General features: G+C 58.1%; 15 protein-coding genes and 2 tRNA genes. 16 read left to right on the forward strand and 1 reads right to left on the reverse strand.

Annotated elements, in window-relative coordinates:
- Positions 1–18 precede the first annotated feature (18 nt).
- The gene (locus NR164_RS17010; RefSeq protein ID WP_017847416.1) at positions 19–423 is read left to right on the forward strand and encodes a hypothetical protein; all 405 of its coding nucleotides are present in this window, start codon (positions 19–21) and stop codon (positions 421–423) included.
- A 9-nt stretch (positions 424–432) separates the two neighbouring features.
- Here NR164_RS17010 and NR164_RS17015 read toward each other — a convergent pair whose 3' ends face one another.
- Entirely contained in the window at positions 433–741 is a 309-nt protein-coding gene (locus tag NR164_RS17015; protein WP_017139256.1) for a YhbY family RNA-binding protein, read from the reverse strand.
- 105 nt (positions 742–846) lie between these two features.
- Here NR164_RS17015 and rlmE point away from each other — a divergent pair, with 105 nt between their 5' ends.
- The 15 genes from rlmE (at position 847) to pnp (ending at position 16204) form a co-directional block, all read left to right on the forward strand.
- Positions 847–1497 carry a 23S rRNA (uridine(2552)-2'-O)-methyltransferase RlmE gene (gene rlmE / locus NR164_RS17020; RefSeq protein WP_017847417.1) on the forward strand — a complete coding sequence of 217 codons (651 nt, stop codon included), beginning with the start codon at positions 847–849 and terminating at the stop codon, positions 1495–1497.
- A 200-nt stretch (positions 1498–1697) separates the two neighbouring features.
- Positions 1698–3608: an ATP-dependent zinc metalloprotease FtsH gene (ftsH, locus tag NR164_RS17025; RefSeq protein ID WP_017847418.1), complete on the forward strand. Its 1911-nt coding sequence runs from the start codon at positions 1698–1700 to the stop codon at positions 3606–3608.
- A gap of 8 nt (positions 3609–3616) precedes the next feature.
- The gene (gene folP, locus NR164_RS17030; RefSeq protein WP_026140085.1) at positions 3617–4468 is read left to right on the forward strand and encodes a dihydropteroate synthase; all 852 of its coding nucleotides are present in this window, start codon (positions 3617–3619) and stop codon (positions 4466–4468) included.
- 16 nt (positions 4469–4484) lie between these two features.
- Positions 4485–5822: a phosphoglucosamine mutase gene (gene glmM, locus NR164_RS17035; RefSeq protein ID WP_017847420.1), complete on the forward strand. Its 1338-nt coding sequence runs from the start codon at positions 4485–4487 to the stop codon at positions 5820–5822.
- A 66-nt stretch (positions 5823–5888) separates the two neighbouring features.
- Entirely contained in the window at positions 5889–6644 is a 756-nt protein-coding gene (gene tpiA, locus NR164_RS17040; RefSeq protein ID WP_046382042.1) for a triose-phosphate isomerase, read from the forward strand.
- 4 nt (positions 6645–6648) lie between these two features.
- Positions 6649–7032 carry a preprotein translocase subunit SecG gene (gene secG, locus NR164_RS17045; RefSeq protein ID WP_010206600.1) on the forward strand — a complete coding sequence of 128 codons (384 nt, stop codon included), beginning with the start codon at positions 6649–6651 and terminating at the stop codon, positions 7030–7032.
- Between the two features lie 22 nt (positions 7033–7054).
- Positions 7055–7140 (forward strand) — tRNA-Leu (locus NR164_RS17050).
- A gap of 96 nt (positions 7141–7236) precedes the next feature.
- Positions 7237–7313, forward strand: a tRNA-Met gene (locus NR164_RS17055).
- 141 nt (positions 7314–7454) lie between these two features.
- Positions 7455–7913 carry a ribosome maturation factor RimP gene (gene rimP, locus NR164_RS17060; protein ID WP_026140087.1) on the forward strand — a complete coding sequence of 153 codons (459 nt, stop codon included), beginning with the start codon at positions 7455–7457 and terminating at the stop codon, positions 7911–7913.
- A 47-nt stretch (positions 7914–7960) separates the two neighbouring features.
- Positions 7961–9442 (forward strand): transcription termination factor NusA, encoded by a 1482-nt coding sequence (nusA, locus tag NR164_RS17065; RefSeq protein ID WP_008057419.1) that lies wholly within the window; start codon positions 7961–7963, stop codon positions 9440–9442.
- 27 nt (positions 9443–9469) lie between these two features.
- Complete coding sequence (infB, locus tag NR164_RS17070) at positions 9470–11998, forward strand: translation initiation factor IF-2 (protein WP_046382043.1); 2529 nt, start codon at positions 9470–9472, stop codon at positions 11996–11998.
- Between the two features lie 159 nt (positions 11999–12157).
- Positions 12158–12553 carry a 30S ribosome-binding factor RbfA gene (gene rbfA / locus NR164_RS17075; protein ID WP_017847424.1) on the forward strand — a complete coding sequence of 132 codons (396 nt, stop codon included), beginning with the start codon at positions 12158–12160 and terminating at the stop codon, positions 12551–12553.
- 3 nt (positions 12554–12556) lie between these two features.
- Positions 12557–13474, forward strand: coding sequence for a tRNA pseudouridine(55) synthase TruB (gene truB / locus NR164_RS17080; protein ID WP_014719950.1), 918 nt, complete (start codon positions 12557–12559; stop codon positions 13472–13474).
- 159 nt (positions 13475–13633) lie between these two features.
- Positions 13634–13903 carry a 30S ribosomal protein S15 gene (rpsO, locus tag NR164_RS17085; protein ID WP_003176135.1) on the forward strand — a complete coding sequence of 90 codons (270 nt, stop codon included), beginning with the start codon at positions 13634–13636 and terminating at the stop codon, positions 13901–13903.
- A 195-nt stretch (positions 13904–14098) separates the two neighbouring features.
- Positions 14099–16204 carry a polyribonucleotide nucleotidyltransferase gene (pnp, locus tag NR164_RS17090; protein WP_017847425.1) on the forward strand — a complete coding sequence of 702 codons (2106 nt, stop codon included), beginning with the start codon at positions 14099–14101 and terminating at the stop codon, positions 16202–16204.
- Positions 16205–16207 lie beyond the last annotated feature (3 nt).

The following is a 16207-nucleotide window of genomic DNA, read 5'->3' on the forward strand; positions in this document are numbered from 1 at the left end:
CCGCTTCGTGCGGGCGCCATGCTTTGGCAGTTTGCCCAGATGCTGTGGGTGGGCGGCCTGTGGTTGTTGCATATTGGCGTGTTACCGGCGTTGGGCCTGATTGGCCTGGCGCCGTTGTTGATCGATGAGATCGATGGATTACTGAGTGCGCTGCTGGTGGGTTTTGCGGCGGCGTGCGTGACGCTTCAGGCGCTGGTGCTGATCAAGGCCGAAGGCTTGGGGAGTTTGTGGCGGGATATTCGCGGCCAACTGCTGTTGATGGCGCTGTATGCATGTGCAATGTATTGCATCGTGCATGTGTGGCTGCCGGAAGCGTTGCGCTGGCAGCTATTCAGCTATCTTGTGCTAGGGTTTTCCGGCTTGGTGCTGGTGATGCAACCGGCGCCTGGGTGGAGTGGCGGGGCGCGCGAAGCACGCCCGTGACCCTTGTTGTCATTTGAAGCGATGAACGTTCGACAGTTGCTTGTTGACGCTGAAGTTCTTGCGATACAGCAGTGCCATCTTGCCGATGACCTGAACCAGGTCTGCCTTGCCAACCTTGCACAGTTCTGCAATGGCGGCCAGGCGCGCTTCGCGGTCAAGGATGTTGACCTTGATCTTGATCAGTTCGTGATCGCCCAATGCGCGTTCAAGTTCGGCTAACACACCTTCAGTCAAACCGTTGTCGGCCACGATCAAAACTGGTTTCAGATGGTGGCCAATGGATTTGTACTGTTTCTTCTGCTCTTGAGTGAGCGGCATAATCTGACCCCTGCGTCTGATCTTGTAAAAAGCGGCGGCCAGTTTACCCGAGCGAGTCCGGGACCGCCCAGTTAATCACGACCCGTTTTATTTTCGAGGTGGCCCGTGGCCCGTTCCAAAACTAGCCTTAAGTGGCTGCAAGAGCATTTCAACGACCCTTACGTCAAAAAGGCGCAAAAGGACGGCTACCGTTCCCGGGCCAGCTACAAGCTGCTGGAGCTTCAGGACAAGGACAAACTGTTCCGTCCCGGCATGAGCGTGATCGACCTGGGCGCCGCCCCGGGTGGCTGGTCCCAGGTGGCCAGTCGTCTGATTGGCGGGCAAGGCCGGTTGATCGCTTCCGACATCCTGGAGATGGACAGCATCCCGGATGTGACCTTCGTCCATGGTGACTTTACCCAGGACGCGGTGTTAGCTGAGATCCTGCAGGCTGTGGGAAATTCGCAGGTGGACCTTGTGATTTCCGACATGGCCCCCAATATGAGTGGATTACCGGCTGTTGATATGCCGCGAGCCATGTTCCTGTGCGAGTTGGCGCTGGATCTGGCGGGGCGGGTATTGCGTCCGGGTGGTGATTTCCTGGTCAAGGTCTTCCAGGGCGAAGGTTTCGACGAGTACCACAAGAACATCCGCAAGCTGTTCGATAAGGTGCAGATGCGTAAACCGGACTCCTCACGGGACCGGTCTCGCGAGCAATATCTGCTGGCGCGGGGGTTCCGCGGTATCGAAGGTGCAGCGAGTGATGAGCGCCTTTGAAGGTTTGAGGGGAGTCGATAGGTTTTTTTATATCGCTTTCGTCACGAAGCTTTACGAATATTGTGTAGTCAAAGTTTCACAAAGGGTTACAGACGGCGCCTGCCAGAGTTGTAGGTAATGTAGTAAGTTAGGCCGGTGAATATCATGCGAAGCGCGCGCCAGTAGCGGAGCTTGCTTCAGAGGGTAGTTAATTGAACGATATGGCAAAGAATCTGATCCTGTGGTTGATCATCGCGGCTGTCCTGGTGACGGTGATGAACAACTTCTCCAGCCCTAACGAGCCGCAGACCCTCAACTATTCCGACTTCATCCAGCAAGTTAAGGATGGCAAGGTCGAGCGCGTAGCGGTTGATGGCTACGTGATTACCGGCAAGCGCAACGATGGCGACGGCTTCAAGACCATTCGTCCGGCAATCCAGGACAACGGTCTGATCGGCGACCTGGTGGATAACCACGTGATTGTCGAAGGCAAGCTGCCTGAGCAGCAGAGCATCTGGACTCAACTCCTGGTGGCAAGCTTCCCGATCCTGGTGATCATCGCCGTGTTCATGTTCTTCATGCGCCAGATGCAAGGCGGTGCAGGAGGCAAGGGCGGGCCGATGAGTTTCGGCAAGAGCAAGGCGCGCCTGCTCTCCGAAGACCAGGTGAAGACCACCCTGGCTGACGTCGCCGGTTGCGACGAAGCCAAGGAAGAAGTGGGTGAGCTGGTCGAGTTCCTGCGTGATCCGGGCAAGTTCCAGCGCCTGGGTGGCCGCATTCCACGCGGTGTGCTGATGGTCGGCCCGCCGGGTACCGGTAAAACCTTGCTGGCCAAGGCGATTGCCGGTGAAGCCAAGGTGCCGTTCTTCACCATTTCCGGTTCGGACTTCGTCGAAATGTTCGTCGGCGTCGGTGCCAGCCGTGTTCGCGACATGTTCGAGCAGGCCAAGAAGCACGCGCCATGCATCATCTTCATCGATGAAATCGACGCCGTTGGTCGCCATCGTGGTGCTGGCATGGGCGGTGGTCACGATGAACGTGAGCAGACCCTCAACCAGTTGCTGGTGGAGATGGACGGTTTTGAAATGAATGACGGCATCATCGTCATTGCCGCAACCAACCGTCCGGATGTGTTGGACCCTGCATTGCTGCGTCCAGGTCGTTTCGACCGTCAGGTTGTGGTGGGCTTGCCGGATATCCGTGGTCGTGAACAGATCCTGAAAGTCCACATGCGTAAAGTGCCTATGGGCGACGACGTCGCTCCGGCCGTGATTGCCCGCGGTACGCCTGGCTTCTCCGGTGCCGACCTGGCCAACCTGGTGAACGAGGCTTCGCTGTTTGCGGCCCGTACCGGCAAGCGCATCGTGGAAATGAAAGAGTTCGAACTGGCCAAAGACAAGATCATGATGGGCGCCGAGCGCAAATCCATGGTCATGTCCGAGAAAGAGAAGCAGAACACCGCTTATCACGAAGCCGGTCACGCTATCGTGGGGCGCGTCGTGCCTGAGCATGACCCGGTCTACAAAGTGTCGATCATTCCTCGTGGTCGGGCGCTGGGTGTGACCATGTTCCTGCCGGAAGAGGATCGCTACAGCCTCTCCAAGCGTGCGTTGATCAGTCAGATCTGCTCGCTGTACGGCGGCCGGATTGCTGAAGAGATGACCCTGGGCTTCGACGGTGTCACCACCGGTGCTTCCAACGACATCATGCGTGCCAGCCAGATTGCGCGGAACATGGTGACCAAGTGGGGTCTGTCGGAAAAACTCGGTCCTTTGATGTACGCCGAGGAAGAAGGCGAAGTGTTCCTGGGACGTGGCGGTGGCGGTCAAAGTGCCAGCTTCTCCGGTGAGACAGCCAAGCTGATCGACTCCGAAGTGCGCAGCATCATTGACCAGTGCTACGGCACGGCCAAGCAGATCCTCACCGACAACCGCGACAAGCTGGATGCCATGGCGGATGCGCTGATGAAGTACGAAACCATTGATGCCGATCAGATCGACGACATCATGGCGGGCCGTACACCGCGTGAACCTCGCGATTGGGAAGGTGGTTCGGGCACCTCTGGCACGCCGCCAGTGGTTCAGAACGAACGCCCTGAAAACCCGATCGGCGGTCCTGCAGCTGACCACTAAGGTTTGAAATGACTTTTGCGTCGTCCTCCACCCGGTTGCCTTGCGGCAGCCGGGTTCTTGATTTGGCCCATACGCATGTCATGGGCATTCTTAATGTAACCCCCGATTCCTTTTCCGATGGTGGTCGCTTCAATCAGCTCGATGCTGCGTTGCGTCACGCCGAGGCGATGGTGGCGGCGGGTGCGACCTTGATCGATGTCGGCGGCGAGTCGACCCGGCCTGGTGCTCGCGTGGTTTCTCCCGTGGAGGAACTGGAGCGGGTGGCGCCGATCGTCGAGCGCATCGCTCGCGAGCTGGATGTGATCATTTCCGTGGATACGTCGACCCCGGCGGTGATGCGCGAAACGGCGCGCCTGGGTGCGGGGCTGATCAATGATGTGCGTTCGTTGCAGCGTGATGGCGCGCTGGACGCCGCCGCGGCGACCGGCCTGCCGGTGTGCCTGATGCATATGCTGGGCGAGCCCGGCACCATGCAGGACAATCCGCACTACGATGATCTGGTTGGCGAAGTGAGCGGGTTCCTGGCTGATCGCATTGCTCAATGCGCCGCCGTAGGGATCGCTGCCGACAAGATCATCCTCGATCCGGGGTTTGGTTTCGCCAAGACCCTGCAGCACAATCTAAGTCTGTTCAAGCATATGGAAGCCTTGCATGCCCTGGGTCGACCTTTGTTGGTCGGCGTTTCGCGCAAGAGCATGATAGGTCTGGCGCTGAATCGCCCGGTGGGCGAGCGGCTTTATGGTGGGTTGGCGCTGGCGGCACTTGCTGTGACCAAGGGTGCGCGTATCTTGCGTGTGCATGATGTCGCTGAGACCGTGGATGTTGTCCGCATGATTGCCGCAGTAGAATCGGCCGAATAAGAATGATGGAGCACTTATGACAAAGAAATACTTTGGCACCGACGGTATCCGTGGTCGGGTCGGCGAGTTTCCGATTACCCCCGATTTCATGCTCAAGCTGGGTTGGGCGGCAGGCATGGCGTTCCGCAGCATGGGCGCGTGTCGCATCCTGGTGGGTAAGGACACGCGTATCTCAGGCTATATGTTTGAGTCTGCGCTGGAGGCCGGTTTGTCCGCCGCCGGTGCCGATGTAATGCTGCTGGGCCCGATGCCGACCCCGGCGATCGCTTACCTGACGCGTACCTTCCATGCCGAAGCTGGCATTGTGATCAGTGCTTCGCACAATCCTCATGATGACAACGGCATCAAGTTCTTCTCGGGGCAGGGCACCAAGCTGCCGGATGAGATCGAGCTGATGATCGAAGAGCTGCTGGATGCGCCGATGACGGTGGTCGAGTCCAGCAAGCTGGGCAAGGTGTCGCGGATCAACGACGCCTCTGGCCGTTATATCGAATTCTGTAAGAGCAGTGTGCCAAGCAGCACCAATTTCGCCGGGCTGAAGATCGTCGTCGACTGTGCCCATGGTGCGACCTATAAAGTGGCGCCGAGCGTATTCAAGGAGCTGGGTGCGGAAGTGACGGTGCTGTCGGCCCAGCCAAACGGGTTGAACATCAACGAAAACTGCGGCTCCACGCATATGGAGCAATTGCAGGCTGCCGTCCTGGCCGAGCATGCCGACCTGGGTATTGCCTTTGATGGCGACGGTGACCGCGTGCTGATGGTGGATCACACCGGCGCCGTGGTTGATGGCGATGACTTGATGTTCATCATTGCCCGCGACCTGCATGAGCGTAACCGCTTGCAGGGTGGTGTCGTCGGTACGCTGATGAGCAATCTCGGGCTGGAGTTGGCACTGGGCGAGCTGGGCATTCCTTTTGTGCGTGCCAATGTCGGGGATCGTTATGTGATTGCCGAACTGCTGGAGCGCAATTGGCAGATCGGTGGCGAGAACTCCGGGCATGTCGTGTGCTTCCAGCACACCACCACGGGCGACGCGATCATCGCCGCGCTGCAGGTGCTGTTGGCGTTGCGCCGTCGCCAGGAAAGCCTGGCCCAGGCGCGTCAAGCCCTGCGCAAGTGCCCGCAAGTGCTGCTCAATGTGCGCTTTGCCGGTGGCGACAACCCGATCGAACACCCGGCTGTCAAAGCGGCCTGCGAGCGCGTGACCCTGGCAATGGCGGGGCGTGGGCGCGTGTTGCTGCGCAAGTCCGGCACAGAGCCGCTGGTGCGCGTCATGGTCGAAGGTGAGGACGAAACCCTGGTTCGCGGGCATGCCGAAGACCTGGCAAAACTAGTAACTGAAGTTTGCTCCTGAATTCGGCTTGCCAGTGATGGTGTGGTTGGGTAACATCTGCGCCCACTTTGACCGACGAGGTACAGCATGCGTCGCACTATGGTAGCTGGTAACTGGAAGATGCACGGTACCCGCGCCAGTGTCGCTGAGCTGATCAATGGCCTTCGTCACTTGGCCTTGCCGAGCGGTGTTGATGTCGCGGTTTTTCCATCTTGCTTGCATATCAACCAAGTGGTTGATGGCTTGAAAGGTAAGTCGATTCAGGTCGGCGCGCAAAATTGCGCAATGGAACCCATGCAAGGTGCGCTGACAGGTGAGATTTCGCCAAGTCAGTTGGTTGATGCGGGTTGTTCCTACGTGCTTGTCGGGCACTCCGAGCGCCGTCAGTTGATGGGCGAACGGGATGGGACACTCAATCGCAAGTTCGCAGCGGCACAGGCTTGTGGCTTGATTCCGGTGTTGTGCATAGGGGAGACCCTTGAACAGCGCGAATCGGGCAAGACTCTTGAAGTTGTCTCGCGTCAGCTGGGCAGCATCATCGAGGAGCTGGGTGTTGGTGCGTTTGCGAAGGCAGTCATCGCTTACGAGCCGGTCTGGGCCATTGGCACCGGGCTGACTGCAACACCGCAACAGGCGCAGGATGTGCATGCAGCTATCCGCGCGCAGTTGGCGGCAGAGAATTCTGAGGTCGCACAAGGTGTGCGGCTTCTATACGGCGGCAGCGTGAAGGCGGCCAATGCGGTCGAACTGTTCGGCATGCCGGATATCGATGGGGGGCTCATTGGTGGAGCTTCCCTGAATGCAGATGAGTTCGGTGCGATTTGTCGCGCCGCGGGAAACTGAAAAAATGCTGGAAACAGTCGTAGTCGTTTTTCATCTGTTGGCTGCCCTGGGCGTAGTTGCCCTGGTTTTGTTGCAACAGGGTAAAGGTGCGGATGCTGGTGCGTCTTTCGGTGCAGGTGCTTCAAATACTGTGTTCGGAAGCCAAGGTTCCTCTACCTTTCTTAGTAAGTTTACTGCTATACTTGCCGCAGGTTTCTTCATAACCAGCTTAGGGTTAGGTTACTTTGCTAAAGAGAAAGCTCATGTGCTGACTCAAGTAGGTTTGCCAAACCCAGCAGTGTTGGAAGTACCAAAAGCAAAACCGGCTTCTGATGATGTCCCGGTGCTTCAAGAGCAAAAGTCGGCTACTCCAGCGACTGACGTGCCTCCAGCTCAAGAGCAGAAGTAAGAAGGGTTGTAAACGCTGTATTGCCGAGGTGGTGGAATTGGTAGACACGCAACCTTGAGGTGGTTGTGCCCATAGGGTGTAGGGGTTCGAGTCCCCTTCTCGGTACCAATTATCAGGAGAGCCCGCTGTTGCGGGCTTTCTTGTAGGTGGAAGGTTACATTGACCCTGTAAGGGATCGGTCGTATACTTCCGCCCCAGCTTTGTCGCGGGGTGGAGCAGTCTGGTAGCTCGTCGGGCTCATAACCCGAAGGTCGTCGGTTCAAATCCGGCCCCCGCAACCAGTTTTAGCGGAGCCCCTTATTAAGGGGCTTTTTGTTAGCTGGACACTTTCAACGCCGCTATTCGACGGCGTTTCAAGGATGGGCGTTTCGCCCATTTTTTTATTTTGCACAGCATGCACATACATGCACGAGGGGGTTCAGGTGTCGAGCAAGCTAGAAGAGTTGCAGGCCTTGCTGGCCCCGGTGGTCGTGGCCCTGGGCTATGAATGCTGGGGTATTGAGTTTTCGGCTCAAGGTCGCCACTCAATGTTGCGCGTTTATATTGATAAAGAGGGCGGCGTGCTGGTGGACGATTGTGCCATTGTCAGCCGTCAGATCAGTGGTGTCCTGGATGTTGAAGATCCAATCGCCGTTGAGTACACCCTCGAAGTTTCCTCGCCTGGCATGGAACGCCCACTGTTCACTCTCGAGCAGTTTGCAAAATTTGCCGGTGGACAAGTGAAAATCAAGCTGCGATCTCCCTTTGAAGGGCGACGCAATTTTCAGGGCCTTCTGCGCGGTGTAGAAGAGCAGGATGTCGTGGTGCAAGTAGAAGACCATGAGTTCCTGTTGCCGATCGATATGATCGACAAGGCCAACATTATTCCCAGTTTTGACTGAGACGCGGATCCCGCGGATCCAATGGCTTGCGAAAGGCGAGGCGTACGATGAGCAAAGAAGTACTGCTGGTTGTTGAGTCGGTATCCAATGAAAAGGGCGTACCGGCAAACGTGATTTTTGAAGCGCTGGAGCTGGCCCTGGCCACTGCGACCAAAAAGCGTTTTGAAGACGAAGTTGATCTGCGTGTGGAAATCAACCGCCACACCGGTGCCTATGAAACTTTCCGTCGCTGGACGGTCGTTGAAGAAGCCGATCTTGATGATCCGGCCATCGAAACCTGGCCGAGCAAGGTCGCTGAAACGCACCCTGGCGCCAAGGTCGGTGATGTTGTCGAAGAAAAGATCGAATCGATCGAGTTCGGCCGTATTGCTGCACAAACTGCCAAGCAGGTCATTGTGCAGAAGGTTCGCGAGGCCGAGCGCGCTCAAGTCGTTGACGCCTATCGCGAGCGCCTGGGTGAAATCATCTCCGGCACCGTGAAAAAAGTTACCCGCGACAACGTGATCGTCGACCTGGGCAACAACGCCGAAGCGTTGCTGGCCCGCGAAGACATCATTTCTCGCGAAACCTTCCGTGTCGGCGTGCGTCTGCGTGCGCTGCTCAAGGAAATCCGCACCGAGAACCGCGGTCCTCAGTTGATCCTGTCGCGTACCGCGCCGGAAATGCTGATTGAACTGTTCCGCATCGAAGTGCCGGAAATCGCCGAAGGCCTGATCGAAGTCATGGCTGCGTCCCGCGACCCGGGTTCGCGCGCCAAGATCGCGGTCCGTTCCAAGGACAAACGCATCGACCCGCAGGGCGCTTGCATTGGTATGCGCGGTTCGCGCGTCCAGGCAGTGTCGGGCGAGTTGGGCGGTGAGCGTGTGGATATCGTCCTGTGGGACGATAACCCGGCGCAGTTCGTGATCAACGCCATGTCGCCGGCTGAAGTGGCGGCAATTATCGTTGACGAAGATGCCCATGCCATGGACATCGCCGTTGGCGCAGACAATCTGGCTCAGGCCATTGGTCGTGGTGGTCAGAACGTGCGTCTGGCCAGCCAACTGACCGGCTGGACCCTGAACGTGATGACCGAATCGGACATCCAGGCTAAGCAGCAAGCTGAAACCGGTGACATCCTGCGCAACTTCATCGACGAGCTGGAAGTCGACGAAGACCTGGCGCAGGTGCTGGTAGATGAAGGCTTCACCAGCCTGGAAGAGATTGCCTACGTACCGTTGGAAGAAATGCTCAACATCGATGGCTTTGACGAAGACACCGTCAACGAGCTTCGCGCTCGGGCCAAGGATCGTTTGTTGACTAAAGCCATCGCTACTGAGGAAAAGCTGGCAGACGCCCATCCGGCCGAAGACCTGCTCTCGCTTGAGGGTATGGACAAGGATTTGGCGATGGAACTGGCGGTGCGCGGCGTAATTACCCGCGAAGACCTGGCCGAGCAGTCTATTGACGATCTGCTCGACATCGACGGCATTGACGATGATCGTGCCGGCAAGTTGATCATGGCCGCCCGAGCCCATTGGTTCGAGTAATTAGGCGCGGCCTGAGGAGAGAAGTGCATGACGCAAGTCACGGTGAAACAACTGGCCGATGAGGTCAAAACACCGGTAGAGCGCCTGTTGCAGCAGATGCGTGAGGCAGGTCTGCCGCACACCGCCGCCGATGAAGGTGTGAGCGATAGTGAGAAGCAGTCTTTGCTGACTCACTTGAAGAGCAGCCACAAGGCGAAAGTGGAAGAACCGCGCAAGATTACATTGCAGCGCAAAACCACCAGCACCCTGCGTGTTGCTGGTAGCAAGAGCATCAGCGTTGAAGTACGCAAGAAGAAAGTCTTCGTACAGCGCAGCCCGGAAGAAATCGAAGCCGAGCGCAAACGCGAACTGGAAGAACGTCGCGCAGTAGAAAATGCTGCTCGTCAGAAGGCTGAAGAAGAAGCCAAGCGTCGCGCCGAAGAAGAAGCGCGTCGCCAGCCTGCTGCTGCGCAACCTGCTGCCACTGATGCGGTCGCTGCTCCTGCTGCCGCGCCTGTAGAAGCTGTGCGTGAGGCCGCTCCGGTGGCCGCCGCACCAGCACCTGCTGCTGATGCGCGTAAACGCGACGAACCTCGTCGTCCGGACAAACCACGTGCCGACGATAACAGTCGTCGCGGTGGCGGCGGTGATGGTGAGCGCAAAAACGCTCCGCATCGTGCTTCGGTCAAAGAGAAAGCGCCTGCGCCACGCGTTGCCCCACGTACCACCGACGAAGAAAGCGACAGCTTCCGTCGTGGTGGTCGCGGCAAGGCCAAGCTGAAAAAACGCAACGCCCACGGTTTCCAGAGCCCAACCGGCCCTGTCGTGCGTGAAGTGAAGATCGGCGAGACCATCACTGTGGGCGATCTCGCCCAGCAGATGTCGGTCAAGGCAGCTGAAATCATCAAGTTCATGTTCAAGCTGGGCACTCCGGCCACCATCAACCAGGTACTGGATCAGGAAACTGCTCAACTGGTTGCTGAAGAGCTGGGCCACAAAGTGACCCTGGTCAGCGACACCGCCCTGGAAGATTCCCTGGCCGAGTCCCTGAAGTTCGAAGGTGAAGCCGTTTCCCGTGCGCCGGTCGTGACCGTAATGGGCCACGTTGACCACGGTAAGACTTCCCTGCTCGACTACATCCGTCGTGCCAAGGTTGCGGCAGGCGAGGCTGGCGGTATTACCCAGCACATCGGCGCCTACCACGTTGAAACCGATCGCGGCATGGTGACGTTCCTCGACACCCCTGGTCACGCCGCGTTTACCGCGATGCGTGCCCGTGGTGCCAAGGCGACCGACATCGTGATCCTGGTCGTTGCAGCAGACGACGGCGTGATGCCACAAACCATCGAAGCCGTTCAGCATGCCAAGGCAGCTGGCGTACCGTTGGTGGTTGCGGTGAACAAAATCGACAAGCCGGGCGCCGATCTCGATCGCATCCGTAGCGAACTGTCGGTTCACGGCGTGACTTCCGAAGAATGGGGTGGCGACACTCCATTCGTACCGGTTTCGGCGAAAGTCGGTACTGGCGTTGACGAGCTGCTCGAAGCTGTTCTGTTGCAAGCCGAAGTCCTGGAACTGACCGCTACGCCATCGGCTCCTGGCCGTGGTGTTGTGGTTGAGTCCCGCCTCGACAAGGGCCGTGGCCCGGTGGCGACCGTTCTGGTTCAAGACGGTACCCTGCGCCAAGGCGACATGGTGCTGGTCGGTTCGAACTATGGCCGTGTACGTGCCATGCTCGACGAGAACGGCAAGTCCATCAAGGAAGCCGGTCCGTCCATCCCTGTCGAGATTCTCGGCCTGGACGGTACCCCGGACGCTGGCGACGAGATGAGCGTGGTTGCCGACGAGAAGAAAGCCCGTGAAGTGGCTCTGTTCCGTCAAGGCAAGTTCCGCGAAGTCAAGTTGGCCCGTGCTCACGCCGGCAAGCTGGAAAACATCTTCGAGAACATGGGCCAGGAAGAGAAGAAGACGCTTAACATCGTCCTCAAATCTGACGTCCGTGGTTCCCTTGAAGCGTTGAACGGCGCCTTGAACGGCCTGGGTAACGACGAAGTGCAAGTGCGTGTGGTCGGTGGCGGTGTCGGTGGTATCACCGAGTCCGACGCCAACCTGGCACTGGCTTCCAACGCTGTACTGTTCGGCTTCAACGTGCGTGCCGATGCTGGCGCTCGCAAGATCGTCGAGCAGGAAGGCCTGGACATGCGTTACTACAACGTCATCTACGACATCATCGAAGACGTCAAGAAAGCCCTCACCGGCATGCTTGGCAGCGACGTCCGGGAGAACATCCTGGGTATCGCCGAGGTGCGTGACGTGTTCCGCTCGCCGAAATTCGGCGCGATCGCCGGCTGCATGGTTATCGAAGGCACCGTTCACCGTAACCGTCCGATCCGTGTACTGCGTGAAGACATCGTTATCTTCGAAGGCGAGCTGGAATCCCTGCGCCGCTTCAAGGATGACGCTTCCGAAGTACGTGCCGGCATGGAATGCGGTATCGGCGTCAAGAGCTACAACGACGTCAAGGTTGGCGACAAGATCGAAGTCTTCGAGAAGGTTCAGGTTGCTCGCAGCCTCTAACTCGCGCACTTCAGGAGCCACGCCGCGTGTGGGCATGCAAATGCCCCGCGCAACGTCCGGACTCTAAACGCAACGCCCGGTCTGGCTTTTGTCAGGCCGGGCGTTTGCCGCTTTCAGACCCCACGGGTTTCACCGTGTGGCAGTAACAGGTAACAAGACATGGCAAAAGAATACAGCCGTACCCAACGTATCGGCGATCAGATGCAGCGCGAGCTGGCCCAACTGATCCGTCGCGAAGTCAAAGATCCTCGTGTTGGCCTGGTCACCATCACCGCCGTTGAAGTGAGCCGTGACGTAGGTCACGCAAAAATCTTCATCACCGTGATGGGTGAGGACAGCAGCGAAGAAATCGCGCAAAGCATCAAGGTGCTCAACTCGGCCGCAGGTTTCCTGCGCATGCAGTTGGCCCGCGAAATGAAGCTGCGCAGCGTGCCTCAGTTGCACTTCCACTACGACGAAAGCGTCGTGCGTGGCGCGCACCTGTCGGCACTGATCGAGCGCGCCGTGGCTGAGGATAATCAGCATCCGTCCACACCTGAAGACGCCAAGGAGTAAGCGGTGGCTCAGGTCAAACGTATCCGTCGCAACGTCAGCGGCATCATTCTGCTCGACAAGCCCATTGGCTTTACCTCCAATGCCGCCTTGCAGAAGGTCCGCTGGCTGCTCAATGCCGAGAAAGCCGGGCACACCGGCAGCCTCGACCCCCTGGCCACCGGCGTGTTGCCGTTGTGCTTTGGCGAGGCCACCAAGTTCTCGCAATACCTGCTCGATTCCGACAAGGGTTACGAAACCCTGATGCAACTGGGCAAGACCACCACCACGGCCGATGCCGAGGGTGATGTTTTGCAGGTTCGCGACGTGACCGTTGGTCGTGCTGATATCGAGGCTGCTTTACCCGCTTTTCGTGGGCAAATCAGTCAGATACCGCCGATGTACTCGGCGCTCAAGCGCGATGGGCAACCACTTTACAAGCTGGCTCGTGCGGGTGAAGTAGTGGAGCGCGAACCGCGTTCTGTTACTATTGCGCGCTTGGAATTGCTCGCCTGTGAAGGCGACACCGCACGCCTGGCCGTGGACTGCAGCAAAGGCACCTATATCCGTACCCTGGTGGAAGATATCGGTGAAAAGCTCGGTTGCGGCGCGTATGTCGCAGAACTGCGACGCACCCAGGCCGGCCCTTTCAGCCTGGCCCAGACGGTGACGCTGGAAGAGTTGGAAGCGGTACACGCCGAAGGCGGCAATGAAGCGGTCGATCGCTTCTTGATGCCATCGGACAGCGGTTTGCTCGATTGGCCATTGCTGCACTTCTCGGAGCACAGCGCGTTCTACTGGCTCAACGGCCAGCCGGTACGTGCCCCGGACGCGCCGAAATTCGGCATGGTGCGGGTACAGGATCATAACGGTCGCTTTATCGGTATCGGTGAAGTGAGCGAAGACGGGCGCATCGCGCCGCGTCGACTGATTCGGTCAGAATGACCGAAACCAGTTTGTGGTAAAAGCGTATCAGCCTTTACGCAAGCTGGAACGAGGGTGGCTGTTAACAGGCACGGTCACTACTCATTTTTAGATACAGGGATTTGTCCCTGGCCTGTTGAAACTGCCCTTTGGGTGGTTTCCTGAAAAAAGGATTGCCTCATGGCTCTCGACGTTCAAGAAAAAGCACAAATCGTAGCTGACTATCAGCAAGCTGTTGGTGACACTGGTTCGCCAGAAGTGCAAGTTGCACTGCTGACCCACAACATCAACAAACTGCAAGGTCACTTCAAGGCCAACGGTAAAGATCACCACTCCCGTCGTGGTCTGATCCGCATGGTAAACCAGCGCCGTAAGCTGCTGGACTACCTGAAAGGCAAGGATCTGGGTCGTTATCAGGCTCTGATCGGTCGCCTGGGTCTGCGTCGCTAATAAGCGATTGCGCTAGAGGTTGGTTGTTTGCCGTGTGTCAGTGGGATTCCCGCTGGCCCATGGCAGGCTTCCAGCCTCAAGTTTTATCTGGATACACGTTTTACCCCTGGACAAGGGTTGGGCCGATTCCCGACATTGCCCAAGAATTTCGCAAGAAGACAAGTTCCCCAAGAGCCACAAAGAAGGTAGGACACCGTGAACCCGGTTATCAAAAAATTTCAGTTCGGTCAGTCGACCGTTACCCTCGAGACAGGCCGTATCGCCCGTCAAGCCTCCGGCGCAGTGCTGGTTACCGTTGACGACGACGTTACCGTACTGGTGACCGTTGTAGGCGCCAAGACCGCAGACCCAAGCAAAGGCTTCTTCCCTCTGTCTGTTCACTACCAGGAAAAGACTTACGCTGCCGGTAAGATCCCTGGCGGTTTCTTCAAGCGCGAAGGCCGTCCTTCCGAGAAAGAAACCCTGACTTCCCGACTGATCGACCGTCCGATCCGTCCGCTGTTCCCAGAAGGCTTCATGAACGAAGTGCAGGTTGTCTGCACCGTCGTCTCCACCAGCAAAAAGACCGATCCGGACATCGCTGCGATGATCGGTACCTCGGCTGCCCTGGCTATCTCCGGCATTCCTTTCGATGGCCCGATCGGCGCTGCGCGCGTGGCTTTCCACGAAAGCACCGGCTACCTGCTGAACCCGACTTACGAGCAACTGAAAGCCTCGAGCCTGGACATGGTCGTTGCCGGTACCTCGGAAGCCGTACTGATGGTTGAATCGGAAGCCAAAGAGCTGACCGAAGACCAGATGCTGGGCGCGGTACTGTTCGCTCACGACGAGTTCCAGGTTGTGATCAACGCCGTCAAAGAACTCGCTGCCGAAGCCGCCAAGCCAACCTGGGCCTGGGCTCCGCAAGCCGAAGCCACCGAACTGCTGGGCGCGATCCGTGCCGAGTTCGGCGAAGCGATCTCCCAGGCCTACACCATCACCGTCAAGGCCGACCGTTACGCTCGCCTGGGCGAGCTGAAGGATCAGGTCGTTGCCAAGTTGTCCGGTGAAGAAGGCCAGCCTTCTGCCAGCGACGTCAAAGCAGCATTCGGCGAAATCGAATACCGCACCGTTCGCGAAAACATCGTTAACGGCAAGCCACGTATCGACGGTCGCGACACCCGCACCGTGCGTCCGCTGAACATCGAAGTCGGTGTTCTGCCGAAGACTCACGGTTCCGCGCTGTTCACCCGTGGCGAAACCCAGGCCCTGGTCGTTGCGACCCTGGGTACTGCCCGCGACGCACAGCTGCTGGACACCCTGGAAGGCGAGAAAAAAGACCCGTTCATGCTGCACTACAACTTCCCGCCGTTCTCGGTGGGCGAATGTGGTCGCATGGGTGGCGCCGGTCGCCGCGAAATCGGTCACGGCCGTCTGGCCCGTCGTTCGGTTCAGGCCATGCTGCCAGCCGCCGACGTGTTCCCGTACACCATCCGTGTGGTGTCGGAAATCACCGAGTCCAACGGTTCCAGCTCCATGGCTTCGGTCTGCGGTGCTTCCCTGGCACTGATGGACGCTGGTGTGCCGATGAAGGCGCCGGTTGCCGGTATCGCTATGGGCCTGGTCAAAGAAGGCGAGAAGTTCGCCGTCCTGACCGACATCCTGGGTGACGAAGACCACCTGGGCGACATGGACTTCAAAGTAGCCGGTACCGCTAAAGGTGTTACCGCGCTGCAGATGGACATCAAGATCAAAGGCATCACCGAAGAGATCATGGAAATCGCTCTGGGCCAAGCCCTGGAAGCGCGCCTGAACATCCTCGGTCAGATGAACCAGATCATTGGTCAGTCCCGCACCGAACTGTCGGAAAATGCTCCGACCATGATCGCGATGAAAATCGACACCGACAAAATCCGTGATGTCATCGGTAAAGGCGGCGCGACCATTCGTGCGATCTGTGAAGAGACCAAGGCTTCGATCGATATCGAAGACGACGGCTCGATCAAGATCTTCGGCGAAACCAAGGAAGCTGCAGAAGCGGCGCGTCAGCGCGTTCTGGGCATCACTGCCGAAGCCGAGATCGGCAAGATCTACGTCGGTAAAGTTGAGCGCATCGTCGACTTCGGCGCATTCGTCAACATCCTGCCGGGCAAAGACGGTCTGGTTCACATCTCCATGCTGAGCGACGCTCGTGTTGAGAAAGTGACCGACATTCTGAAAGAAGGCCAGGAAGTGGAAGTGCTGGTACTGGACGTGGACAACCGCGGCCGTATCAAGCTGTCCATCAAAGACGTGGCAGCAGCCAAGGCTTCGGGCGCTTAAATA

This window comes from Pseudomonas sp. Pse79, from assembly GCF_024519615.1.
In the GTDB taxonomy this organism is placed as follows: domain Bacteria; phylum Pseudomonadota; class Gammaproteobacteria; order Pseudomonadales; family Pseudomonadaceae; genus Aquipseudomonas; species Aquipseudomonas veronii.